Here is a 23,439-nt window from a genome sequence, read left to right as displayed (position 1 = left end):
ACCCCCAGTGTTCGGCCCCAGACGCCACTGTCGAGATAGGATATTACGATAACAGTTCTTTGAACATACCGTTTTTCTCTAAAAGATCAGTGGTAGAGCCGTTTTCAACGAGACTGCCGTGATCGAAAACCAGCACACGGTCGAACAATTCGGCAAAACTGGGATTGGAAAGAACCCAGATGATCGCCGGCGCATAGTCGCCGCTATGGAGTTCGCCCAGAATGGCCCTGGCAATCTGATCCTGAACACGATGGTCGAGCGCCGGCAGCGGGCGATTGCAGATGATGTAATCGGCACGTTTCAAAAGGGCGCGACCGAGATTGAGTTTCTGGCGCTGCACGTTTGTCAGGCGCTTGCCGCCCGAGCCGACGTCGAAATCCAGCCCGATCGACAGAACGCCGTCATGCATGCCGAGACGCCCGAACACATCATACATGATCTGGTGGATGCGCTCCGGCGCATTCGCCTGCTGATGCGCGATGCGACCGAACAGCACGTTGTCCATCAGGGTCGCCGACGCAGTGAAGCGCTCCGGATCGTAGCGCTCGATGACCTTGGCAAGATCGGCTGGAATATTCTCGTAGAACTTCGCGCGCGCCTGCACGATCTTTTCCATGAGCACCTGCGTCAGGAGACCGAAGCGGTGACGCGGTTCGATATAGGAGAAGCTCAGGCGGATGATGGCCGCACGCTCGTCGTCGGTAGCTGCCTCATAGCCCTTGCCGTTCAGCTTCTGCAGCAGCGCCTCATAGGTCGGGATGTCCTCCGCCGTCATGAAGGTCAGCTGCTGGAAGAACGGATGGTCCGGCGGCAGGTCCGTGAAGAGTTCGACTGCGTTTTCGGCAATCTCCAGGCCCATATCGTACAAATCGGATACCAGACCGGTTTCGGCGAATATCTGCCGGAAATAGGGATGAGCCGCCAGCTTGCGATTGGTCATCTGCGGCCGTTTCAACGTACCGAAAAGCAGATTTTCACCGACCGTCGCCTGCGGATTGTAAGCATCGAACTCGAAGGGAACCACGAGATCCTCGAGCTTTTCCTCCTCAAGCCGGGACCGCAATGCCTGCCGCAGTTCGACGATGCGCGACGTCAGATCCTGGTGTGTGGCCGCATCGACATTCGAGCGCAAGGCCATGTCGAAAATATCCTGCGACATGGCGACGGCATCGAGAACCGGACGGATTGCGGAATAGATATCATCCGGCCCCGTTGCACCGGCGGCGGCATAATCCACCCAGTCGCTATTGAGATCGAATTCCGGATTGGCCGCACGACGTGCCTCGGCCATGCTCCATTTGACCTTTGCCGCCTCATCCTCGCTGTAGACGGGGGCAGCGAGCGGCGCATGCTTGAGACCATAGAGCAGATTGCTGCGCAAGGTACCGTGAAAGAAGAACGTTTCGGAGGAAGCGTAGGCGATGCGTCGCCCGATGAGGGATTCCGGCAGTTCCAGAATATCGTGGCCGTCGATCGAGATGCGGCCACTATCCGGCCAGGTCAGGCGACCGAATGCCTCTGCAAGATATTCGCCGCCCGCACCGCTGTCGCCAACGATCGCCACCCTTTCGCCGGGATGAATTTCAACCGAAACGTGATCCAGCACGCGCGCACCGCTGTCATCGACGATGGTGACGTTGGTTGCGACGAGAGAATGGGTTATGCGGGCCGCGGGTGCGGGCGAAACCGCCTGGATTTTCGGATCGATCAGATGGTCGACGCTGAACTGTTCGACCACCTGATTGTATTTTACCTGAACGTCCTGACGCGACTGATCCCAGTCGATCAGCTCCTTCAGCGGCCCTGGCAGATCCTTATAGGCATTGATGACGGCGACGAGCTGACCGATGTCCAGGCGACCCTGCAGTGCCAGGAAACCGCCGATCAGATAGAACAGAAACGGCGTCACCTGAGCGAGGAAGTTATTGATGAATTTGACCAGGAACTTCCACTGGTAGAGATCGTAGCGGATCGAGAAGATCAATCCGAGCCGGTGCGCAATATCGGCGCGCTCCAGGTTTGTCGTATCGTTGGCATGGATGGTGCCGATGCCATCGACGATTTCGCCGACACGGCCGGAAAGCTCGCGTGCCGTCAGCTGCCGCTGGCGCCCGAGTTCCAGAAGCCGCTTGCGCATGCGCGGAATGACGATCGCCTGTACGGCGACAATTGCCGCGGCGATCATGCCGAGCCAGAAATTCTGCATGATGATGAAGACGAGCGCCGTCACCGCCTGGCCGCCGAGAAGCGCCGGCTGCACGAAGGCATCGCCGGTGAAGCCGCCCATCGGCTCCACCTCATCCTTGATCATGGTTGCGATTTCGGCGGGCTTGACCCGCTTGAAATGGGACGGCGGAAACCGCAACACGCGGTCGATCAGCTCGAATCGGATACGGCGGAGCATGCGCTCGCCGAGCCGCCCCTTGTAGGTATTGATATAGAGCTTGAAGAGGCCGTTGAGCACGACGAGTGCCAGAAATACCATGCTCAGTGCGACGAGCATCGACATGCGCGTCAGCTGTACGCCCTGAAAAATTTCGACATGGCCGATGAGCGGCACATTGAAGGCGATGTGCATGAAGGTCTGCGTGTCGCCGGGATGTTCGAAACCCTTGCCCTGGATAGGCCCGTTGACGATCTGCTTCGGCAAGTCGAAGGACAGGAAGTATGGGATCATCGAGGCCGCGACGACGAGCAGTATCCAGATCTGCTCCAGCCGGGTATTCGACCAAATGTAGCGTGCTAGGCTTTTTTCCATTGCTTACTGCAGGCTTTCAAATTCAACGCCCAGCACCGGCGTGATGCCGGCGCCAATGTTGCAGAGATGCGGGAAGGTTTCGTTACGGATACGTGGCCCCATATGTGAAAAGGGACGCCGCCCGGTCCTTCGTCCACGCTCCTCCCGATTCATCTATTTTTCGATTTATATCACAAGATTGCGGGAATCCAGGAAGATAAAACGACAGGAGTCTCCAATATCAGCCGCACAGGTATCTACCTGCCCTCACGCAGAATGGCAGATGTTCTGGCGGCACCGCCGAGATCTATATCCGGGTTGCCTGGCTTGGGGCACGATAGCGCCGTCTTCACGGCGTCGACCAGCATATCCGTCGTCAATCCTGCCTCCGGCAGAGCCAAGGCCAGCCCCAATCTCTCCAGCCGTTCGGCCCTGACGGACTGCTCCGTCTCGCCGCCGGCGGTGAAAGGAACCAGAATGGCGCGGCAGCCGGCCACCAGAAGATCACCGACTGTATTATAGCCGGCCTGCGAAATCGAAAGCTCGGCGCCACGCAAAAGGGAGGGAAAATCCTTGCGGAAGCGAACGAGCTCGACATTGCCAGGCGCATCCATGGCGAGATCGGCGTAATCCCGCTCCGGCAGGTTCGGCCCGGCGATCAAGAGCCAGCGGCGATCTCTCGCCACGCGGCTTGCCGCTTCCAACGAGGCGCGGATGAGATCACGCCCGACAGCACCGCCGCCGGCCGAAACGATGATGTCGAAGGTTTCGACCGGTTTCGGCGGCAAAGCGGGTGCGACAAGACCTGTATAGATGATCTTGTCGGCGATTGCCTCGGTCAGGGGAAAGGTCTCCTCTAGCCGGATAAAATGCGGATCGCCGTGAACGAGCACGCCATCGAAGTGATCCCGCAGGAGGCCGACCGTCTCTTCGTCGCGCCCCGGTTTCTTCTGCTGCTGCAAGATATCGCGCACCGAGGTGTAGAGCCTCGGCTTCGGATCGGCTTCAGAAATGGCATCGAGCAGCGGCAGGAGCTCGAAACGCATCTGCCTGCGGCCGAAGGGAAAGGCCTCGATAACAACGACATCGGGTGCAGCCTTCCGGAAGGCCTCGAGAAGAAGATCCCGCCGGCGGGACAGAAACTCTTCGCCGACCGGGTTGCCTGACTGATCGGCGAGGCCGGAAAAACCGGCGCTACTGGCAACCACGGCAGGCAATGTCACCGAGGTAACATCCGCGCCGGGAAATCCGTTGACCGGCACGCCGCCTGTGACCACCGTCACCTGGCAGCCGTCTTTCGCCATCGCGCTGGCAATGCGGCTGGCCCGCGCCAGATGGCCAATACCGAGCAGATGCTGAACGTAGAAAAAGACCCGCAAGGGCAGGCTATGCGAGGCTGTCACGCGGATTTCCGCCATTGATCTTCTTTCTGCCATTGCGCCTCGAACAGCCCGGTCAGCTGCCGGATGCTGGCGTGATAGTCGAAATGCTCGCGCACCCGCCTTTCGGCCGCCTCACCCAGCCTGTGGCGCTGCGCGGGGTTGCGAATGGCGGATTCCAGCGCCACGGCAAGTGCCTGCGGGTCCTCCGGGGGAACAACGAGACCGTTCATACCATCTTCGAGTAGTTCGGGGACGCCGGAAATATTGGTGGAGACGCAGACAAGACGCTGGCTCGAGGCCTCGACGAGCACGTTCGGCAGCCCGTCGCGATCGCCGTCGGCGGCCACTCGACAGGCGAGCGCGAAGATATCGGCCTGACGATAATGGGCGAGCACCTCTTCCTGTGCCAACGCGCCCTTCCAGGTGATGCGATCGGCAATCCCGAGCGTATCGGCCAAGGCTTTCAATTTCGTCAGACCGTCACCGCCGCCAATATGAGAGAAACGCCAGTTGAGGTCGCCGGGAAGCAGCGCCAGCGCCTTCAGCAGCACGTCGTATCCCTTCTTCTCGACTGCACGACCGACACTGAGAAGGAAAGCGGGATCGGAAGCGTCGCTGCCATCGCGGCCAGAATGTTCGCCGGCGAAAGGATCGAAGCGATCGAGATCTAGACCGTGATAGCTCAGATAAACCTTGTCGCCCGCCCCGATCAGATCGCGCATATGCTCGAAACCGGTCCGCGTGCAGGTCACAGTCCAGCGGGCGCGGCCGAGTTTTTCCGAAAGCTCCCAGTCGGGCGACGTCCAGATGTCCTTGGCATGCGCCGAACACGTCCAGGGGATACCGGTCATGATGCTGGCATAGGAGGTTACCGAGGCCGGCGTGTGGATAAAGTGCGCATGCAGCCATTCACCGCCGTCAGGCCATTCATGCGCCAGCACCAAGGCCTGACCAAAACGCCGCACTCGGTTCGGTGTGATATCCCGTTTGAGATCGGCCCAGAACTGCTTCAGGAGCGGCTTGAACCCGGGCTTGCCGATGCCGGCAAAGAAGGCGCGAAGCACTCTCAGCGGTTCGTCGTGCAGATATTCCGGCAGATAGACGACGCGCGCCTTGATCTCGTCATGGACAGGATGGCGCTTCTTATCAGTGGGTTTGCGCATCGAGATCAGCGTCAGGTCGAAGCCAGCCTTCTCCAGGCCGAGCAACTCCTGCGCGATGAAGGTTTCCGACAGGCGGGGATAGCCTTTCAGGACCACCAGTATTTTCTTCCGCATCGACAGGTTCCGGTGATCTACTCGGCAACGATCGATAGCGGCGTGTAGCGCTCGCGGTCATCGAACCATTCGCCGATGGTGTGCGAGATGTGCACGAGCCCCTCGAGGCGCATATTGCTGTTGCTCGCCGAGGGCGGCGCCCGGTTCGGCAGGCGCTTCAAGGCAGCTGCAAGCTGCTTCGGGTCGGCCGATTCTTCCGGCAGCAGCATGTCGACGAGGCCGAGCTCGCTTGCCCGCTGCGCGCGGATGAGCTGCTCCTCGCGTGGCCGCGTGCGCGGAATGATCAGCGCCGGCTTGTCGAAGGACAGAATTTCGCAGTAGGTGTTGTAACCACCCATAGCCACGACCGCCTTGGCACCGGCAATCAGCTCTTCCATCTTGTTGTCGAACTCGATGACCTGCAGACAGTTGATCTTGCTGGCGCGCTCCAAAAGCTGGCTGCGCTCCTTGGCCGGCATATAGGGGCCAAGCACGATCAACGTCTTCTGCGTGAGAGAGCTGTCCTCCTCGAAAGCGGCGATGACGTCGCTCACGAGATCGGCGCCGTCGCCGCCGCCGCCTGTTGTCACCAGGATATAATCCTCGTCAGGCACATGTTCCGACTTCGTGCCCAGCGTGGAAACGCTGCGCTGCAGGAAGCCGACGAATTCCATCTTCCGGCGCACGCCGGAGGGAACATCGAGGCCGACGAGCGGATCGTGAAAATCCGGCGGACCATAGACCCAGACGCGATCGTAGAATTGATCGATCTTCTGCAGGACGTTGTTCTTCTTCCATTCGGCTTCCAGCAGGTGTGGCGCATCCATCACATCGCGCATGCCGAGAACAAGCGTGGTGCCCCGCGCCTTCAGATAGGTCAGCGTCTCCTCGACCTCGCCTTTCAGCCCCAACGGCTCCTTGTCGACAATGAAAACGTCGGGCTGGAAGGTTTCGGCCGTATGGCGAATGATCGATTGCCGCATCTTCAGCGTTTCCTGCAGCGCGACATGGCTCGCCATAGACGTGTATTCACCGTCGCGCAGCTTGATGACGCTCGGCACTTTGACGAAATCGACACGGGCGCGATAATCGAATGCCCCGGCGATCGTTGCGCCGGATATGATCAGCACGTTCAGGCCGCGATAGTCCTCAACAAGCGCATGGGCAATCGTTCTGCACCGCCTCAGATGGCCGAGACCGAACGTGTCATGGCTATACATGAGGATTCGAGCATCTTCTAAGCGCCGCTTCATAGGCAAAACCTCTGGGGGTGAAAGTTATACGCGGTATGTCGACAAAGGACATCCGCGGGCCGCTTCTCGAATTGCAATCCTGTCTTCGCCGTTCACCCTGCTATTTGTAGGGATCGGCGGCATCGCGCAAGCCGTCTCCTAAAAAGTTGAACGCCAGAATGATCAAAATCACCGGGATCATAGGAAAAAGGAGCCATGGATAGAAGGCGATGACGCTGACGCTCCTTGCCTCGGTCAGCAAAATACCCCAGCTCGTGATTGGCGGGCGAAGCCCCAACCCAAGGAAGCTAAGTGCGGTTTCGCCGAGAATCATGCTCGGAACGGAGATCGTTGCCGAAGCAATGAGATGCGACATGAAGCCGGGAACGAGATGCCGGCCGATGATGCGCGGCGTGCTGGCGCCCATCAATTGCGCAGCGAGAACATAATCCTCCTCGCGCAAGGACAAAAGCTTCGAGCGCACGGCGCGCGCAAGACCGGTCCAGTCGAGAATGCCGAGAATGATGGTGATACCGAAATAGACAACGATCGGGCTCCAGCTCACGGGCATGATCGCCGCCAGCGCCATCCACAACGGTAGGCTCGGTAGCGATTGCAGCACCTCGATCACGCGCTGGACGAGGAGATCGAAGAGGCCGCCGTGATAGCCCGCCAGACCGCCGATGACGATGCCGAGCACGAAGCTGACCGCAATGCCGATCAGCCCGATGGTCAGGGATATGCGTGCGCCATAGATGATGCGCGACAGCACGTCGCGGCCCAAACGGTCCGTCCCAAGCAGGTACATTTGTCCGCCGACCGCAGGACAGACCAGATGGACGTTCGAATCCACCAGGCCCCAGAAGCGATAGGCGTCGCCCCGACAGAAGAAGCGGATCGGCTGTACATCCGAGGGATTATCGGTATAGACCCGGCGGAGCGTATCAATATCGAGCGTCATCTTGCGGCCGTACACAAACGGTCCGACAAACTCTCCGTTGTTGAAGAAGTGCACCGCCTGCGGCGGCGAATGGATGTAATCGACGTTGCGAGTATGCAGCCCGTAGGGGGCGAGGAACTCGGCAATGACGATCATGCCGTAGGCCAGCAGCAGGAAAATGCCTGATGCAAGCGCAAGCTTGTGCTTCTTGAACTTCCACCACATCAGCTTCTTTTGCGAAGCCATGTAATAGCGCTGCTGGCCGGCCGACATGGCCTCGAACTGATCCGGATCGAAATCCGCGCTCGAGACATAATGCTCCAGGGGGGCGCCGGGTTTTGGCAGGGATACGCTCACTTTGTGCTCCTGCCTTGCAAGCGGATGCGGGGGTCGAGAAAGCCAAGAGCGATGTCCGAGATCAGCACGCCGATGACGTTGAGGAAGGCGAGGAACATCAAGAACGAGCCGGCGAGATACATGTCCTGGCTCTGCAGTGCGCGGATCAACATCGGACCGGTCGTCTCCAACGACAGTACGATTGCCGTGATCTCGGCGCCCGAAATGATCGACGGCAGGATGGAGCCAATATCGGCAACGAAAAAGTTCAGCGCCATGCGCAGCGGATATTTCACCAGCGCCTTCAGGGGATGCAGCCCCTTGGCCCGCGCAGTGACGACATATTGCTTCTGCATCTCGTCGAGCAGATTGGCGCGGAGGCGGCGGATCATGCCGGCCGTTCCGGCTGTGCCGACGATGATGACCGGGATCCAAAGGTGCGACAGGATCGAACGCGCCTTTTCCCAGCTCATCGGTTGCGAAAGATACTTTTGATCCATCAGATGCCCGATCGACACGCCGAACCAGACATTGGCGAAATACATCAGGATCAGTGCCAGCATGAAATTCGGAATGGCAATACCGAGCAGACCGAGGAAAGTCAGGCCGTAATCGCCCCAGCTATATTGATGGGTTGCCGAATAGATGCCGATCGGAAAAGCGATCAGCCAGGTCAAAAGGATTGTTGTCATCGACACGAGGATTGTCAGCCAGAGCCGGTCGCCGACGACATCCGATACCGGGAGCTGATATTCGAAGGAATAGCCGAAATCGCCATGCAGCATGCCGCCGGCCCAGTGCAGGTATTGAAGCGGCAATGGCTGGTCGAGCCCGTATTCGTGGCGAAGATTCTCCATATCCTGGAGATTGGCAGTGTCTCCCTGAGCGCGCAGTTCGGCGATCTGGCTGTCGAAGAAGTCTCCCGGCGGCAGCTGGATGATGGTGAAGACCAACATGGAGATGATGACCAGGGTCGGGATCATCACGGCGGTGCGCCAGAGGATATATTTAAGCATTCCGGCGATCCTCCTTCATCCAGAAGGTGTCCGGCATGTACACGCCGAGCAGGCAGGTCGGGTCGAAGCCGTACAACGCCTTTTCCGGTACATTCTGCATGCTGGCCGAATGCGCGATCGGCTGCAAAGTCGCGTTGACCAGACCGATGGAGAAGACTTGATCCGTATAGACCTTCAGCATCTTGTGCCAGATTTCGGCACGCTCGAAGGAGGAGGCGGCCTCTTCCCATTCGCCCAGCAGCTTGATCAGCTCGACGGCTTCCGGCACATCGGGAGCCACCCCCTGCGTCTGGCGCGACAGATAATACATGCCCCAAAGCGGCCATTGCATCTGGTCGCTGGTCGTCGGCGCCAATTCGCCCGGATTCATGTCGGCCGTCGCCACGCCATTATCGAGGCCGTACCATAACGACATCAAAATGCGGCCGCCCATGGCGCGACTGCGGAAAACATCACGTTGGGATACGCGGATGAAAAGCGCGATGCCAATCTTGCGCCAGTGATCGGTCACCAACTCGAGCACGTCGGAATCGAGCGTACTTTCGCCAGGGGTCTCAACGGTAATCTCCATTCGCCGACCATCCGACAGCAAACGGACACCGTCTTCGTCCCGCTTGTCCAGGCCGACAGCATCCAACAGAGCGTTGGCCTGATCCGGATCGTGCTCGATCCAGGCGGAGGCATATTCAGGTTTGAAAAGCGGGCTGTCGGGCAACACCGTGTTGGCGCTTGCCGTGCCGAGACCGTAGAACACGGCCATGTTGATCTCGTGACGATCGATCGCAAGCGACAGCGCTCTGCGCACCCGAACATCGCGCAAGAGATCGCGCCAGACTGCATCGGCGCTATTCAGATTGGGGTATAGGGCAACGCGCGATCCGCGCGCCGCCTTCCAGAGATCGACCTTGATCTTGCTCGGATCGCGCCTTTCCGCCTCCTTCAGGAACGTATAATCGTTGAAGTCTATGCCGGTCGCTTGAAGATCGCTTTCCCCCGCGCCGGTTTTGGCAGCGATAATCGCCGAAGAACTGATGTTCAGGATCATGCGGTCGATATAGGGCAGCTGCCGCCCGTTCTCGTCAACGCGATGGAAATAGGGGTTGCGTTCGAATACGAACTGCTCGGCCGGCGGCGCTGTCGTGTTTTTCCATGGGTCGAGTACCGGCAATTTGGGATTTTCAGGCCTGTAGGAGCGGCCCATCTTGATATGCAGATCCTGCCATTTCTTCACGCGGCTTTCCTTCATCAGCGAGGAAAGGCGAATGCTGTCCTGGTATTTCTTATGGAACTGCTTGAGATAATGTGCCGGCCCGGCGATGACGAGCGGCTGCGGGGCAGCCAGGATCGGCAAGAAATTCGGGTTGGGATCATCCCAGGAATAGCGCACCGTCAGGTCGTCGAGTAACTCGAAACGCGGCAGGCTACCATGCGGGCGCAGCTCCAACGCACCTCCGCCGGGCGTTAGCTCCTTGTTGAGGATAACGTCTTCCCACCAATACCGGAAGTCATGGGCCGTAAAAGGCTCTCCGTCGGACCATTTATGGCCCTCGCGCAGCTTGAAGGTGAACACCATATCGTTGACGGTGGAAAAGGATTCGAGAATATCCGGCTGAAGCGTCAGCGTGCTGTCGTAGCCAACCAGGCGGGCATAGCCATAGATGGTCATGAGGCGGATGTCGTTCTGGCTGCCGATGAGCGTGCGCACGGAGCCGCCGTAACGGCCCGCCACGCGGCCCATGGCTGCGACGTTGATGACACGGGGGAACTTCGGCAGGCGTTTGGCGAGGTGCGGCATCTGGCCGGCCCTCAGCCAATCGGCGAGGTATTCCGGTTCATTGTCGACATCAGCCGCCAGAAGAGGTTGCGGCAAAACTGCGGAAGCCATCAGGCCAAGGAACGTACGCCGGCCGATCATTTGCGCAACTCCTGGGCATCGACACCCCGACGCACGCGCACGAAATGTCCGCCGCCCAAATCCGCATAGGTAAGCTCCCCGTCGGCACCGTCCGAAAATTGCGGCCCCCATTTCTGCCGGGCAGCAGGGCCTTCGCTGTTCAGGGCGGAAAAATCCAGCGGTCGGTCGAGATCGGGAAACGGAACGGCGGCGAGCAGAGAACGCGTATACGGATGGACGGGGGCGCGCAGAATGACCTCCCGCGGAGCGATTTCGACGATGCGTCCTCGCGCCATGACGGCTATGCGGTCAGCCATGTAATCCACCACCGCGAGATTATGCGAAATGAACAGATAGGTCAGACCGAGCTCTTTCTGCAGATCCTTGAGAAGGTTCAGGATCTGCGCCTGAACCGACACATCGAGCGCCGAGACGGGCTCATCGAGGATCAGAAGCTTTGGTCCAAGCGCCAATGCGCGCGCAATTCCGATACGCTGCCGCTGGCCACCTGAAAAGCTGTGCGGATAGCGGCTCAGATAGTGCTTGTCGAGCCCGATCGCCTGCATCAGCGCCTTGACCTTCTCCTTGCGCTCGTCGCTGTCGCCACGCCCATGGATTTCCAAGGGTTCGCTGAGGATGTTGCGGATGGTCATGCGCGGAGAAAGCGAAGAGACCGGATCCTGGAAAACCATCTGAATCTTCGTGCGCAGATCCATCAACTCGTCGCCCTTGACGGCAAGCACATCGATCTTGCCGCTGCCGTCGTCGAAGCTGACGGAACCGCTATCGGCACTGACACCCCGCATCAGTATCTTGCTGACGGTGGTCTTGCCGCAGCCGCTTTCCCCGACCAGGCCAAGACATTCGCCGCGGCGAATGTCGAAACTGACATCATCGACCGCACGGAACTTCGTGCCATCGCGCCGCCCAAACAATCCGCCGGCCTTCGACGTGTAGGTCTTGGTCAGATTGCGCACGCTGAGCAGGACATCGGGCGCGGCGCCCGCAGCCGGCACACCGCTGCCGATAAGCTTCTTCTTGCCGGAAAAGGTGCCGAGATTGACCGGAACATCCCGCAGGGACTTCAATCGCTCTCCCGGCTTCATATCGAAATGCGGCACCGCCGACATCAGCGCCTTCAGATAACGATGCTGCGGCTGGCGAAAGATCGTCTCGACCGGGCCTGCTTCCATGATCTCGCCGTGATAGATGACCACGACTTCGTCGGCCATATTCGCGACAACGCCGAGATCATGGGTGATCAGCAGCATCGCCATGTTGAACGTCTGCTGGAGATTGCGCAGCAGGCCGAGGATCTGCGCCTGAATGGTGACATCCAACGCGGTCGTCGGCTCGTCGGCAATCAGGAGCGCCGGGTTGCAGATCAGCGCCATGGCGATCATTGCACGCTGGCGCATGCCCCCGGAAAGTTCGAAAGGATACATGTCGAAAGTTCGAACCGGGTCCTGAAAGCCGACGAGATGCAGCATCTCTTCCGTCTTTTCACGCTGCTCGGCTCTGCTGGTACCTGCGCTATGAATGCGCAGCGCTTCGCTGATCTGATTGCCGACCGTATGCAACGGCGACAGCGAGGTCATCGGCTCCTGGAAGATCTTTGCCATGCGTGCGCCGCGCAGCGCGCGGATAGCGACCCCGTCACGCGGCAGCTGGAGAATATCGGTGGTCTTGCCGTCGAGCGGATCGGTGAAGAGAATCCGTCCGGTCGCCTTCGCCGCCGCCGGAAGAATACCCATGATCGACTGGCTGATGATCGATTTGCCGGAGCCGGATTCGCCGACGAGCGCCGTGACCTTGCCCGGAAGCACCCTCAAGCCGGCATTTTTGACGACGCGCAGACTATCCCCGTAGAGGGAAAACGAGACGTCGAGGTTCTCGATACGCAGTAGATCAGTCCCTGACGCCATACATATTACTTCCCGCTCACATGACCTTTGTGGCCTTATGCGGCACACTAACGTAGGCCATAACGGGTGTCTAGCTGGTCAAAGCGATGCGGAGACTGTAAAAAAACTGTCGCCTTTCCAGTGATATATCGGCTTATGCTGAAGCATAAGGCATGCGCCGTCACGGAGCGAGGTTTTCGACTTGAAGACGGCCCTCGAACTTCTTGGCATCCCTGTGCAAGAGAATAACCTGTTCGGCCTCGGAGAGGCCGTCGGCCGCCGTCTCCTGAAAGATCTCCAGCGCGCTGCTGGCTGCTGCCGCGGCCTTCGGAGAGACGACTGTGAAGCGCTGGCGCACGCCGCGCAGCTTTTCTTCTCCCAGCGTCCCCCATTCGCAATCGGTGTAACTTGAGAAAGCCTGGCTCGCGACGACCTCCGTCGAATATTTCTTGGTCAGCGACTGCAGCCTCTCGACCTCATTGACCGCTGCGCCAAAGGCCGAAAAGGTCAGCCGGTCCTTCAATCCGACATTGCCGAACATGACGTTGCCGACATGCAGGCCGATCCCGTAGCGCACCTCGCTCAGATTACGCGACTGGCGATCGCTGTTGAGCGCGGCAACGCGACGCTGCGCTTCGAAAACAGCCGACAGCGCGGCTTCGCACGCGACCTTGGACGGGTCCTTGTGCCGGCCGCACGGATAGACCGCCAGAAAACCGTCGCCGAGAAAGCTCAAGATCTCGCCGCCATTGCGATTGAAAGGCGCAGCAATCGCATCGAAGAATTCGTTCAGCGTATCGATATAGGCTTGGCGCCCTTCCTTTTCGGCAAAAACTGTGGATTGCCGCATGTCGCCCATGACGAGCGCTGCTCGGATCGTCTCTCCATCGCCACGGCGGATTTGGCCGTTCAGCACGCGCTTCCCGGCATCGCCGCCGAGATAGGTGGTCAGCATATTGTTGGCGAGCTTGCCGAGAACCGCCATCTTGGCGGCCATGGCGAGATGGTTCTGCATGCGCATCAACGCGCCGATCATATCCTCGCTGAAACCACCGATGTTGTCGGTGGACCAGGAGCCCATCATGCCCTGCATCGAACCGGCCCCGAATGTCTGCACGAAGGCCATGTAGTCGGTCACCTTCTCCTTGCGCAGGTCCTCGAAGATCGGAAACTCGACCGCACCGTCACTGTCGATCCGACGACGCAGGTGCTGAAGATTGTTGGAGAGAAGATAATAATAGGGGCTGCGCATGAAGCGTTCCGGCTGTTCGTTCCCGTGCCGGTAGCCCTCGATCGTCAGACCGCCACCCCGACGCCAGGTAAAGCCGAGCGCGTCATAGAGCGGATGAAGCATGGAGAAGGTGAGATGCACGCGCTTGAGCGGCATCCCGGTAGCGGCCATGCGTTCGCAGAAACCGCGAACGACGGTTTCCAGGTTCTCGCCCGTTAGGGCGGCCTGCGTCAGCCATTCCGCAACTTTATCGATAAGAATATCAGAGACACCCGAATTGATTGCCATTATTCCCGCGGCCTATCCTGCAATGCTGGATGCCTCCACCCGCCTATGGCGTACCGTCGATTTCGCCAGCATCCATATCCGGGACTTCCAGCCCATCGTCAAAGACTGAAAGAAGCATCATGCGACGGCACCGACACGTTCCATTGCCACCTTGGATCGTGCAGGCACCCAAAATATCGACTGTATTTCCTCACACCCCGCACATGAAATGCGGCAAAAGGACAGCCGCCGCAACCAACGACTCTCGTTTTGTTCTCATTGAGATAAGGCGCATATTCAACTGACACAATGGGCAAAAAGCAAATGGATCGATAAAATTGCGACTGCAGCCCTGCGCGTTGCAGATGAAATCATTCGCCCGCTACAAGCGCGGGCGGCCGCTTTCCCCGCAACGCCATGGCTGCCATCGCATACCCCCCGCTCGCCCCATCGATGAAGTGCATATGGTCGCGCATGAGAGGCGTCGGAACGAAACAGGTCATCAGCGCACTGTCCTGCCGATGCAGACCGAAGCGACACACGCCTTCTGCCTCTGCCTGGCGTAAGCGTGCCTCGATACGTTCGAGATGTTCGGTATCGACATCGATGGTCATTTTCAGACCGTCATCGAACTTGCGGAAATCGGAATTCGCAGCGAGATCGCGTCGATAGGCCTTAGCGTCGAAGAATGCTGCCCTCACGCGGAACTTGTCGAGGCTCCAGAGCAGGATGACCTGGGCGTCGATAAGAAGCTTGCGCCACCAGCGGTTGGCCGGAGCGGCAAGAGCCCGGGCTTCGATATCGACACCATCGAACTTCAATGCTGGCGTCGGGCCTTCCACCGGTACGGGGTGGCTGTCGCGGCTCTGCTCTGCAGAGATGGCGATGATATCGGCGACCAATTGCTGAAACTGCGGACCGTTTCCAGCCTCGCCGGGGATGGCGATGATGGAGATGATCTCGCCATTTTGCGCCTTTATCGGATTCCAGCGGCAGGAAAGCCCTGTTAGATCGGGCTCCACCTTTTCCGGCGGCGCTTCGACGATGAAGCGTCCTTCCTTCATCTGCCGTTCTGCCCAGCTCGTGCCGCCACCCGAAAACATGGCGTAGGAAACATGGTCGTTGGGGTTGAAACGCGCGACCTGCACGTCGAACCCCTCGTCGCGGATGGCGGTCATCGGCACCAAGGCGGTGCGGAGATCGAGCTGCAGCTCTTCCATCACCCAGCCCCGCACCGCTGAAAGCGCCTGCCGCGCCCGCTCCTCGCCGGAGGGCGGGACTGCCACCAATGCGCCATCCCCGCCGAAGGCGAAGGGATAATCACCTCGATCCAAAGCGTTCAGCACGGCGGAAATCACGCTGGCGCCAGCCATGTTGACCGACTTGTAATGACCCGCGGCAATCGCCTTTGTCGAGCTGACGATGTCGGCGATCGCAATCAACCAGTCACCCGGCAGGGGCTGGTAGTTGGCGCTATCGGTGACTCCCTCGAAACGAGTGAAGCCCGAAAGCTTGTGGAAGAAATCATCGTTGGACGGCTCGGCCATGATATCCTCCTTTGGTGCGCGCCGCGACAATCTATCCCTACAGCAAATGCCTCGAAAAGCCAGCGGGTGGTCGACGCCGCGATACCCGCCATGCTAGGCCACGGCGGGAGAGGCATAGAACGCCAAGGATATTTCAAATACGATGAGCCGCCTGGATAGTTTCATTCGCCGCCTCAGCGCGCAACGCGACATTCTCAATGCCGTTGCCGATGAGGTGAAAACGCTCGACGGCCCGGTGCTGGAGCTTGGCCTCGGCAACGGCCGCACCTTCGATCATCTGCGCGAACTCTTCCCCGATTATCGCATCGTCGCATTCGACCGGACGGTCAACGCCTATGGTCCTTCCATGCCGTCGGCCGAAAACCTTGTTCTCGGTGAGATCAAGGACACGGCGAGAACTTTCATTGGCGCCAACGCCTCGCTCGCCCATGCCGATATCGGCACCGGCTATGAAGACAAGGACGCGATAACATTGACCTGGTTGCCGGAAATCATGGCTGGCGTGCTGGCACCGGGCGGGCTTGCGATCAGCGGCCTCCCCCTCGAACATCCGGATCTCGCTGTGCTGCCGCTGCCCTCGAGCGTCAAGGACGGGCGCTATTTCATCTATCGGCGCAGATAGGGTCAGCGCAGAAACAGAACGTCGAACTGTTCGCCCGCCACCGGCAGTTCGACTACCTTCATGATCCGCTCGCCGCTTTCGAAGAAGGCGAGACATTCGCCATAGTGTCCGGCGAGATCGGCGATGAAGTCTCTGGTCTGATCCTTGCCGTAGAAGGCCGGCGTGAACTCCATGTAGAGCGGCACTTTTCGAGCCATCAATGCGCCCATCGAACGGCAGGCAACCGGCTCGTACCCCTCGATGTCCATCCAGATCAGTCCGATATCGGCGGGATCGACGCCTGCCTGCAGGAGAATATCGCCAACCGGACGGACGGGGACCGAGATCTTCTCGTCGGTCGGGCTTTGCCGCAGCACGCTGCTTTTGCCATGGTTCTTGTGATTGAGATAGAAATCGAGCTGCCCCTCGCGATCGCCGGCGGCGCAATTGACCGCACTCACCATTTCCTGCAGGCCATTATCGGCAATATTGACTGCCAGCAGGCGAAAATTGCGCGGGTCCGGCTCGACGCTGACTATGCGGTCATAGGCACCGCTGAGGGCAAAATAGCAGGTCTGCGTGCCGATATTGCCGCCAAGTTCCAGGAGCGCCGATCCCTTGCGCAACAGGCCGTGCTCGCGCAGGACGCTCAGCAGGCGATCGACATGGTCGCGCTCGAAATGCCCTTTGCGAAAAACCTTGCGGCCGATGTAGTCGGCCGGCGAGAAACTGAGGACGTGATCGCCGCAATCGACGGTCATCGCCTTCACGCGGGGACCTATGGCACTGATAAGAATATCCCGGCCGAGCCTGGAGTCGAACAGGCGCGTGGCGATCGCGTCCCGCTTGCGGCGAAAAGCTCGCTTCCAGTATTTTCTTGTGAGAATCTTGGCGTCAAACATGAGCGCCATCTCTACACCGGCGCCATTCCGTTGCAAACGGACAAGGGCGACGCCGCCGCCACTCTCCGAAAATCAGGCAAAATGGGCGCTCGCCTCTTTCGAAACGATATAGACCCGCAAGGGCTCACCCCGGCCTCTGACAGCAATCTCGCGGCTTTCGGTGTCGGCGATATCGGTTTCCGAAAGCTGCGCCACCGGCTCCGAAAAGACCAACGCGGCGTTGAATTCCTTGGCGACGCTTTCCAGACGGCTGGCAACATTGACGGTATCGCCAATTGCCGTCACGTTCTTGACGCTGCCATAGCCCATCGATCCCACGACGGCGAGGCCGGTGTGGATGCCGATGGCGATTTCGAGCGGGGCAGCCAAGTCATCAGCCAGCTCGGCACTGAGCTTGTCGATCTCGCGGATGATTGCGGCGGCCGCCTTCAGGGCCTGACGATTGGCCTCCTTCGGGGTTGCGCGAAGGCCGAAGAGCGCCATGGCGCCATCGCCGATGAACTTATCCATCCGGCCACCATTTTCTTCGATGATGCGGCCAACGATGGCGAAATAGCGGTTGAGCAGGAAAACGATGTCGAAGGGTAGCCGCGATTCCGTTAGCGAGGTGAAATGGCGTAGATCGCAGAAGAAGACGACGATCTCGCGCTCGCGGCCGGGACTTGCGGCCTGCGTGTAGACCGGGATCGTCGACTCGGCCATCGGCGTCAGCAGCGGCACCACGCTGACATTGCCGGTCGGACGCAGCTGGCAGGCAAGCCTGACATCCGGTGTGGCGCCGATACGGTTCAAGGTCTTCTGCTCCAACGGCTCGGGCGGCGGCAGGTTTTCCGCCCCCTCGACGATCTGCACGCGGCAGGTGGAGCATTGCCCCTTGCCTCCACAGACCGAATAATGCGGGATGCCGCCGAGACGGCTTGCCTCAAGCACGGTAAAGCCGCGCGGTGCATGCACGACTTCCCCGCCTGCGTAACGAACGGCGACCTGATATTGCCGTTCTCGCAGTCTGCGATGCGCTCGGAAGGCAAAAAGAACGGCGATCGACAGACTGAAGGCGCCATAGAATCCGGCGCGGTAAGGCCACAAGTCTTCCGCCATCCTACCGCCGGGCGCCGAGCCTGTTTCGCCAAAGCTTCGTACGTCGCTGTAATAGCCGCCTGGATAGCCGCGCTCATCCTCCTGGGCGACCTCATGCGCCACCGTCTTGCCCATTGCGGCAAAGCCGAGCAAAGCGAGAATCGGCAGGACGATGGCAAGCGACAGCATGACGGGCGCGATCGTCATATACCAGGGGCGGTAGCGCAGCCAGAAATGAACGCCGATGCATCCGTGAAGCCAAACGATCAGGAGGACGAACGACTGGCGCATCCCATTGAACGGCGAAGTCACCCACAAGGTGCGCACGACCGCCTTATAGGTGTCGTGATAGCCGTAGACCTCATGAACGATGCGTGTCGCAACGATATGGTCGATCAGCAGGAGGGGCACCAGCAGACCGGTAACGATCTGAAAAGCCTCGCCGGCGGGCATGACGAGCGTCCTGCGCTTGTAGAGCATTCGCAGCACGAGCAGGATATGCAGGATCAGCGCCCCATAGAGCAGCACGGTTCCGAGCGGATTGCGCCAAACCACCATGAACCAATGTTGCGCATGTTCGGCCATGCCGAGTGAGATCAGGCCGAGGGAATGGTTGGCCAAATGCATGATGACGAAAGCAAAAACGATAAGACCCGAGCCGAGACGCAGCTTTCGCACAAGGCGATCGGTCATGATTGGCTTTCTTGCCTCTATGGTCATCAAACCCAATGTATATTGCCCGTTCACAACTGATCCGAAAACGGTTATCGCCTATTCATCTACAGCGCCGCGCGTCAAATATGACGCGCAAAGGTCGCTGTAGCACTTTTAACCTGCTGCATAATTTTATCCTCAAATCGATCCCGATTTAAGGAATTATGCAGTAGCCGCAACGCCGCATGCTGTCGAGGATGCGGCTTTTTGAAGCAGGGATCTTATTGTCACGCAACCGGTCGGAATTCGGGCAATCCTTTCACGATTCGGGTTCCTGCCATCACTTAATCGTCAACCGTGTGACGACATCATGAAAATCGCCTTTTACGCTCCCTTGAAGTCGCCTGCCCATCCGGTCCCATCCGGTGACCGGCTGATGGCGCGCCAGATCATCGCAGCATTGAAGATGGCGGGCCATCAGGTTGACGTCGCTTCCGAATTGCGCAGCTTTACGCCCACTCCGGACGCCGGCCCACGCGTGAAGATCGCCCGGCAGGCGAAAAGTGAGGAGGAGCAATTGCTGAAGCAGTGGCAGCATACGGCATCACCGGATCTATGGTTCACCTATCATCCCTATTACAAGACACCCGATCTCATCGGCCCGTTCGTCGCCGGGAGGCTTAATATCCCCTATGTCACGGCCGAGGCTTCCTACTCCCGCCGTCATGACGAGACCGGCTGGCACGAGAACCAGCGCCTGATTGCCGATGCGGTAAGGCTTGCCGCCGTCAATCTGTGCTTCACCGAGCGCGACCGGATCGGTTTGGTCGATGCAATTCCCGAGGGCCGTTACGAGCGCTTCCCGCCCTTCATCGACACCGCGCCCTTTGCACGCTCCTTCGCCGATCCGCGACGGCTGATTACGGTGGCGATGCTACGCAGGGGCGACAAGTTCGATAGCTACGTCATGCTGGCAAGTGCGCTCGATCTCATCCGCGATCAGGATTGGACCCTGACCGTCATCGGTGACGGGCCGATGCGCGGCGAGGTAACGTCGCTGTTCTCCGCATTTGGCGAAGACCGCATCATCTGGCGCGGAGAGCGTTCTACCGCAGAGATCGCGCAAGAGCTGGCGACAGCCGGTCTCTACGTCTGGCCAGGATGCAACGAAGCCTATGGCCTCGCCTATCTCGAGGCGCAGGCAGCGGGCCTGCCCGTCGTCGCGCAGGCAACGGCCGGTGTGCCGGAAGTGGTGATGGCGGGCATGACAGGACTTCTAACACAGGAAGGCGATATCGAGGCCTATGCCGGGGCTATCGCCGAGCTTTTGAACGACGCGAGCCGGCATCGGGCCATGGCAGACGCAGCCTATGACTTCGTGCATCAGGAGCGTTCACTGCCCGCCGCATCGAAGCGGCTGGAAACTATTCTTCGAAAATATCTAGGAGACACCTATTATGAGCGATAGAGCCGACTGGCAGCCCCTGCGCGACGAGCTGCAGCGATGGAGCGCGGCCGGGCGAAAGGCGAAGCTATGGTTCCGCGACGACGACGCCATCGAGCCGACCCCTCCCCTCGACCGGCTTCTATCGCTTGCCAATCGTTTCGACGTGCCTATCGCGCTTGCGATCATTCCGCAACCGACGGGCAAGGCACTCGCCGAACGGCTGGCGGGCGAAAGCCGCGTCACCGCCACCGTGCATGGCTGGACCCACCAGAACTATGCGCCTGACGATACCAAGAAGCAGGAACTCGGCCTGCACCGGCCGCAGGCGGTCGTGCTCGACGAGCTGCATCGCGGTTTCGATAAGCTCGAAGCTCTTTATGGCAAGCAGTTCGTACCGCTGCTGGTGCCGCCGTGGAACCGGATCGACGATGCGCTGCTGCCGCATCTCGCGCCCTTCGGCTATCGCGCCGTCTCCGTCTTCGGATTGGCAAAACAAGGCCCCATCGGCTTGATCAATACGCATATCGATATCATGAGATGGCACGGGGTGCGTGGCGGTTTATCACATGCCGAAGTGATCGGACGTCTCGTGGAAGAGCTCCGGATCCGCTTCGACGGTCACGACGAACCGATCGGGGTGATGACGCACCATCTCGTCCATGACGATCTCGCCTGGGATTTCGTCGAGACACTGTTCGAGGAAACGGCCGACCATGCCGCCATCGAATGGCGGCCAGTCGGCAACTTCGTATACTAAAGCGCATCGCGCTTAGCTAAGTTCCTGAGCAAGCCCGATGAGGAGCCCTTCAGGCCCGCGGATATAGCAGAGGCGATATGCGTTGCCATACTGGACGACTTCGCCGACGAGCTGCGCGCCGCGCATGCGGAGCCTTTCAAGCGTCTCGTCGATGTCGTCGACGGCGAACATAACCCGGAGGTAGCCCAAAGCGTTGACCGGTGCATTCCGGTGGTCCGCAACGACAGCCGGCGCGAGAAAGCGGGAAAGCTCGAGCCGGCTGTGCCCATCCGGTGTGCGCATCATGGCAATCTCGACGCGCTGATCGCCGAGCCCGGTGATACGCCCGGCCCACTCTCCCTCAATCGTCGCCTGCCCTTCGAGCTCAAGGCCAAGCTCGCCAAAGAAATCGATCGCGCCGGAGAGGTCTTCGACGACGATTCCGACATTGTCCATCCGTTTGACGGCCATGCTTGCAACCTCCCGAAAGTCGTTCCAGTCTAAGGGGTGCTGCCCGGTCTAACAATGGGTGCTTGCGGCCAAACGTACGTCAGAGCTGCAGCGATTGTCCGTCAAAGGCGAAGAACGCTTCGGGGAAGCTCTTCTGCGCATCATGCTGCATGTCATCCAGTTCTCGATCAGTTCGGCCAGGCGCATGATGGAACATGGCAAGCCGCTTGGCACCGGCCTTCTTGGCGAGCTTGATGCCCTCCTGCCATGTAGAATGGCCAAAACCGAGATATTTCTGCATCTCCGCTTCGAGATAGGTCGCATCGTAGATGGCAAGATCTGCATCCGCCATCAGTTCAAGCGCCGCCTCATCGAGTTTGCCTGCCACATGCTCGGTATCATAGACCATGGCGATCACCCGACCCGCCCATTCGATGCGATAGCCGATACAGCCGCCGGGATGGTTCAGCCTCGTCGTATGGATGACGATGCCCGGATGCGGCTTCAACGTATCGCCGGCGGCGAAATCGCGGAAATTCATCGTCGCACGACAGATGTCGGGTTCAACAGGAAACCATGGCGGCCGCATGAACTGGCCGATCAGCTGCCGCGTCGTCGTCTTGCCGGCCAGATGGCCCGACCAGAGATCGACGCTGACGCGCGGATCGTAGATCGCGTTGAAGAAAGGCAGCCCGATGATGTGGTCGTAGTGGGAGTGAGTGAAGAAGAGATCGATATCGCGGACCCCCTCCTTGGCAAGCGAACCGGCCGCTTCGCGCAAACCCGTTCCGGCGTCGAATAAGATATGCCTGCCCGCATGCCGTAACTCTATGCACGACGTATTACCGCCGTACCGCTCAAATTCCGGTCCCGATACAGGGATGCTTCCCCGCACGCCCCAAAATTTCAGCTCAAAACTATCGTTGTTCATGGAAGTTTTTACACCATTCCCCTTTCGGTCAAAAAAAGCACACTTTTGCTATCGTGCGAAGCCAGCAATTTCCAAAAGTTGCGCGGTGGTAAAAACTGGATCTCATCGGTCTGCCGACATAGATCGTTGAACGGATTGCCGCCAACGGATCGCACAGATCTAATATAGGTATGAAATGGCAGAATAGATAAGAGGCGGGAATTTGCGTGTGACGCCGGCGACCCAAATTATATTAGCGCTCGATGAAAAGCGAATCTTGGGAAGAGCCAAAAAGATTTGGGAGAAACTTGCGCGCCTTTATCTTACAGCGTCGCGGCCGACCGTGCGGCCTGTTCGTAATAGCCGGACAATGCCCTGAGATGCGAGGCGATATCGGAGAGGTCATCTTGCGAGAGACCCGATACCTTCGTCGCCTCGACAAGCAGCCGCTCGCGAATTTCGGTATAGCGCTTCAGCGCGTCCAGGCCCTTGTCGGTGACCCGGATAGTCTTTTCCTTGCCGGCCTTGCCGCTTTTGACAAGGCCGGCCGCCTCGAGCTTCTTGATGGCGTAATTGGCGACATGCGTGTCCTCGATGTCGAGGACGAGGCAGAGATCGGCAAGCGTTTTCGGCCGGTCGCGATGCCGCACGGAATGGATGATCAGGATCTCGATCGGCGAAAGGCCAGGCACGCCGGCCGCCGCCATACAGCGCACCAGCCATCGATTGAAGGCATGCGAAAAGAGGATCGACCCATATTCCAGCTCCGACAGGGCAGGCGAGCTACCACCGGCCAGATGGGCCGACGATACGATCAATTCACGCCGTTCGCTCTTTTCCTCGGACGTCACCTGAAACTCCTTCGAACCCGGATCAAGGCCCTGCAGATCAACAGGCCGAGCGGGCGATTGCCGCTCGGC

Annotated in this window: 18 protein-coding genes; 3 read left to right on the top strand and 15 right to left on the bottom strand. The window is 59.3% G+C overall.

Features of this window, described 5'->3' with window-relative positions:
- Positions 1-43: 43 nt before the first annotated feature.
- The 10 genes from FHT73_RS10655 to FHT73_RS10610 all read right to left on the bottom strand — a co-directional run bounded on the left by FHT73_RS10655 (position 44) and on the right by FHT73_RS10610 (position 15,742).
- Positions 44-2,758, bottom strand: coding sequence for an ABC transporter ATP-binding protein (locus tag FHT73_RS10655; protein WP_112335843.1), 2,715 nt, complete (start codon positions 2,756-2,758; stop codon positions 44-46).
- 236 nt (positions 2,759-2,994) lie between these two features.
- The gene (locus FHT73_RS10650) at positions 2,995-4,155 is read right to left on the bottom strand and encodes a glycosyltransferase (protein WP_183711828.1); all 1,161 of its coding nucleotides are present in this window, start codon (positions 4,153-4,155) and stop codon (positions 2,995-2,997) included.
- Entirely contained in the window at positions 4,137-5,402 is a 1,266-nt protein-coding gene (locus tag FHT73_RS10645; protein ID WP_183711826.1) for a glycosyltransferase family 4 protein, read from the bottom strand. The genes FHT73_RS10650 and FHT73_RS10645 overlap by 19 nt, the downstream gene beginning before the upstream one ends.
- An 11-nt stretch (positions 5,403-5,413) precedes the next feature.
- Complete coding sequence (locus FHT73_RS10640) at positions 5,414-6,628, bottom strand: glycosyltransferase family protein (RefSeq protein WP_112335846.1); 1,215 nt, start codon at positions 6,626-6,628, stop codon at positions 5,414-5,416.
- Between the two features lie 100 nt (positions 6,629-6,728).
- Positions 6,729-7,904, bottom strand: coding sequence for an ABC transporter permease (locus tag FHT73_RS10635; protein WP_183711485.1), 1,176 nt, complete (start codon positions 7,902-7,904; stop codon positions 6,729-6,731).
- The gene (locus FHT73_RS10630; RefSeq protein ID WP_015343453.1) at positions 7,901-8,899 is read right to left on the bottom strand and encodes an ABC transporter permease; all 999 of its coding nucleotides are present in this window, start codon (positions 8,897-8,899) and stop codon (positions 7,901-7,903) included. Before FHT73_RS10630 ends, FHT73_RS10635 begins: the two co-directional genes overlap by 4 nt.
- A complete protein-coding gene (locus FHT73_RS10625; RefSeq protein WP_112608711.1) occupies positions 8,892-10,814 on the bottom strand; it encodes an ABC transporter substrate-binding protein in 1,923 nt (640 codons plus the stop codon). Before FHT73_RS10625 ends, FHT73_RS10630 begins: the two co-directional genes overlap by 8 nt.
- Entirely contained in the window at positions 10,811-12,718 is a 1,908-nt protein-coding gene (locus tag FHT73_RS10620) for an ABC transporter ATP-binding protein (protein ID WP_112410354.1), read from the bottom strand. Before FHT73_RS10620 ends, FHT73_RS10625 begins: the two co-directional genes overlap by 4 nt.
- Positions 12,719-12,878: 160 nt before the next feature.
- Positions 12,879-14,216: an adenylate/guanylate cyclase domain-containing protein gene (locus tag FHT73_RS10615; protein ID WP_183711483.1), complete on the bottom strand. Its 1,338-nt coding sequence runs from the start codon at positions 14,214-14,216 to the stop codon at positions 12,879-12,881.
- 350 nt (positions 14,217-14,566) lie between these two features.
- Positions 14,567-15,742 carry a DUF3095 domain-containing protein gene (locus FHT73_RS10610; protein ID WP_183711481.1) on the bottom strand — a complete coding sequence of 392 codons (1,176 nt, stop codon included), beginning with the start codon at positions 15,740-15,742 and terminating at the stop codon, positions 14,567-14,569.
- A gap of 142 nt (positions 15,743-15,884) precedes the next feature.
- On the opposite strand from FHT73_RS10610, the gene FHT73_RS10605 reads away from it, so the two are divergent.
- On the top strand, positions 15,885-16,364 hold the full coding sequence (locus tag FHT73_RS10605; RefSeq protein ID WP_183711479.1) for a class I SAM-dependent methyltransferase: 480 nt from the start codon (positions 15,885-15,887) through the stop codon (positions 16,362-16,364).
- A gap of 2 nt (positions 16,365-16,366) precedes the next feature.
- Here the strand turns inward: FHT73_RS10605 and FHT73_RS10600 are convergent, their stop codons facing one another.
- On the bottom strand, positions 16,367-17,245 hold the full coding sequence (locus FHT73_RS10600) for an FkbM family methyltransferase (RefSeq protein ID WP_183711477.1): 879 nt from the start codon (positions 17,243-17,245) through the stop codon (positions 16,367-16,369).
- 72 nt (positions 17,246-17,317) lie between these two features.
- Positions 17,318-19,042, bottom strand: coding sequence for an adenylate/guanylate cyclase domain-containing protein (locus tag FHT73_RS10595; RefSeq protein ID WP_183711824.1), 1,725 nt, complete (start codon positions 19,040-19,042; stop codon positions 17,318-17,320).
- Between the two features lie 304 nt (positions 19,043-19,346).
- On the opposite strand from FHT73_RS10595, the gene FHT73_RS10590 reads away from it, so the two are divergent.
- Positions 19,347-20,444, top strand: coding sequence for a glycosyltransferase family 4 protein (locus FHT73_RS10590; protein ID WP_183711475.1), 1,098 nt, complete (start codon positions 19,347-19,349; stop codon positions 20,442-20,444).
- Complete coding sequence (locus FHT73_RS10585; protein WP_183711473.1) at positions 20,434-21,180, top strand: polysaccharide deacetylase family protein; 747 nt, start codon at positions 20,434-20,436, stop codon at positions 21,178-21,180. The genes FHT73_RS10590 and FHT73_RS10585 overlap by 11 nt, the downstream gene beginning before the upstream one ends.
- Positions 21,181-21,192: 12 nt before the next feature.
- On the opposite strand, the gene FHT73_RS10580 is transcribed toward FHT73_RS10585, so the two are convergent.
- From FHT73_RS10580 to FHT73_RS10570, 3 genes are all read right to left on the bottom strand, one after another.
- Entirely contained in the window at positions 21,193-21,630 is a 438-nt protein-coding gene (locus tag FHT73_RS10580) for a VOC family protein (protein ID WP_183711471.1), read from the bottom strand.
- A gap of 79 nt (positions 21,631-21,709) precedes the next feature.
- Complete coding sequence (locus FHT73_RS10575; protein ID WP_112410346.1) at positions 21,710-22,540, bottom strand: MBL fold metallo-hydrolase; 831 nt, start codon at positions 22,538-22,540, stop codon at positions 21,710-21,712.
- 302 nt (positions 22,541-22,842) lie between these two features.
- Positions 22,843-23,370, bottom strand: coding sequence for a winged helix DNA-binding protein (locus tag FHT73_RS10570; RefSeq protein WP_112335858.1), 528 nt, complete (start codon positions 23,368-23,370; stop codon positions 22,843-22,845).
- Between the last annotated feature and the right edge of the window lie 69 nt (positions 23,371-23,439).

The organism is Rhizobium sp. BK098, assembly GCF_014193155.1.
Lineage (GTDB): Bacteria > Pseudomonadota > Alphaproteobacteria > Rhizobiales > Rhizobiaceae > Rhizobium.
This window is presented reverse-complemented; position numbering and strand designations above follow the sequence as displayed.

What these genes read in the sequence shown, in the direction of transcription:
- FHT73_RS10640 (WP_112335846.1), bottom strand. Translation starts at nt 6,628, where the DNA reads ATGAAGCGGCGCTTAGAAGATGCTCGAATCCTCATGTATAGCCATGAC.
- FHT73_RS10600 (WP_183711477.1), bottom strand. Translation starts at nt 17,245, where the DNA reads ATGTTTGACGCCAAGATTCTCACAAGAAAATACTGGAAGCGAGCTTTT.
- FHT73_RS10575 (WP_112410346.1), bottom strand. Translation starts at nt 22,540, where the DNA reads ATGAACAACGATAGTTTTGAGCTGAAATTTTGGGGCGTGCGGGGAAGC.
- FHT73_RS10580 (WP_183711471.1), bottom strand. Translation starts at nt 21,630, where the DNA reads ATGGCCGTCAAACGGATGGACAATGTCGGAATCGTCGTCGAAGACCTC.
- FHT73_RS10620 (WP_112410354.1), bottom strand. Translation starts at nt 12,718, where the DNA reads ATGGCGTCAGGGACTGATCTACTGCGTATCGAGAACCTCGACGTCTCG.
- FHT73_RS10615 (WP_183711483.1), bottom strand. Translation starts at nt 14,216, where the DNA reads ATGGCAATCAATTCGGGTGTCTCTGATATTCTTATCGATAAAGTTGCG.
- FHT73_RS10630 (WP_015343453.1), bottom strand. Translation starts at nt 8,899, where the DNA reads ATGCTTAAATATATCCTCTGGCGCACCGCCGTGATGATCCCGACCCTG.
- FHT73_RS10585 (WP_183711473.1), top strand. Translation starts at nt 20,434, where the DNA reads ATGAGCGATAGAGCCGACTGGCAGCCCCTGCGCGACGAGCTGCAGCGA.
- FHT73_RS10605 (WP_183711479.1), top strand. Translation starts at nt 15,885, where the DNA reads ATGAGCCGCCTGGATAGTTTCATTCGCCGCCTCAGCGCGCAACGCGAC.
- FHT73_RS10595 (WP_183711824.1), bottom strand. Translation starts at nt 19,042, where the DNA reads ATGACCATAGAGGCAAGAAAGCCAATCATGACCGATCGCCTTGTGCGA.
- FHT73_RS10625 (WP_112608711.1), bottom strand. Translation starts at nt 10,814, where the DNA reads ATGATCGGCCGGCGTACGTTCCTTGGCCTGATGGCTTCCGCAGTTTTG.
- FHT73_RS10650 (WP_183711828.1), bottom strand. Translation starts at nt 4,155, where the DNA reads ATGGCGGAAATCCGCGTGACAGCCTCGCATAGCCTGCCCTTGCGGGTC.
- FHT73_RS10655 (WP_112335843.1), bottom strand. Translation starts at nt 2,758, where the DNA reads ATGGAAAAAAGCCTAGCACGCTACATTTGGTCGAATACCCGGCTGGAG.
- FHT73_RS10610 (WP_183711481.1), bottom strand. Translation starts at nt 15,742, where the DNA reads ATGGCCGAGCCGTCCAACGATGATTTCTTCCACAAGCTTTCGGGCTTC.
- FHT73_RS10590 (WP_183711475.1), top strand. Translation starts at nt 19,347, where the DNA reads ATGAAAATCGCCTTTTACGCTCCCTTGAAGTCGCCTGCCCATCCGGTC.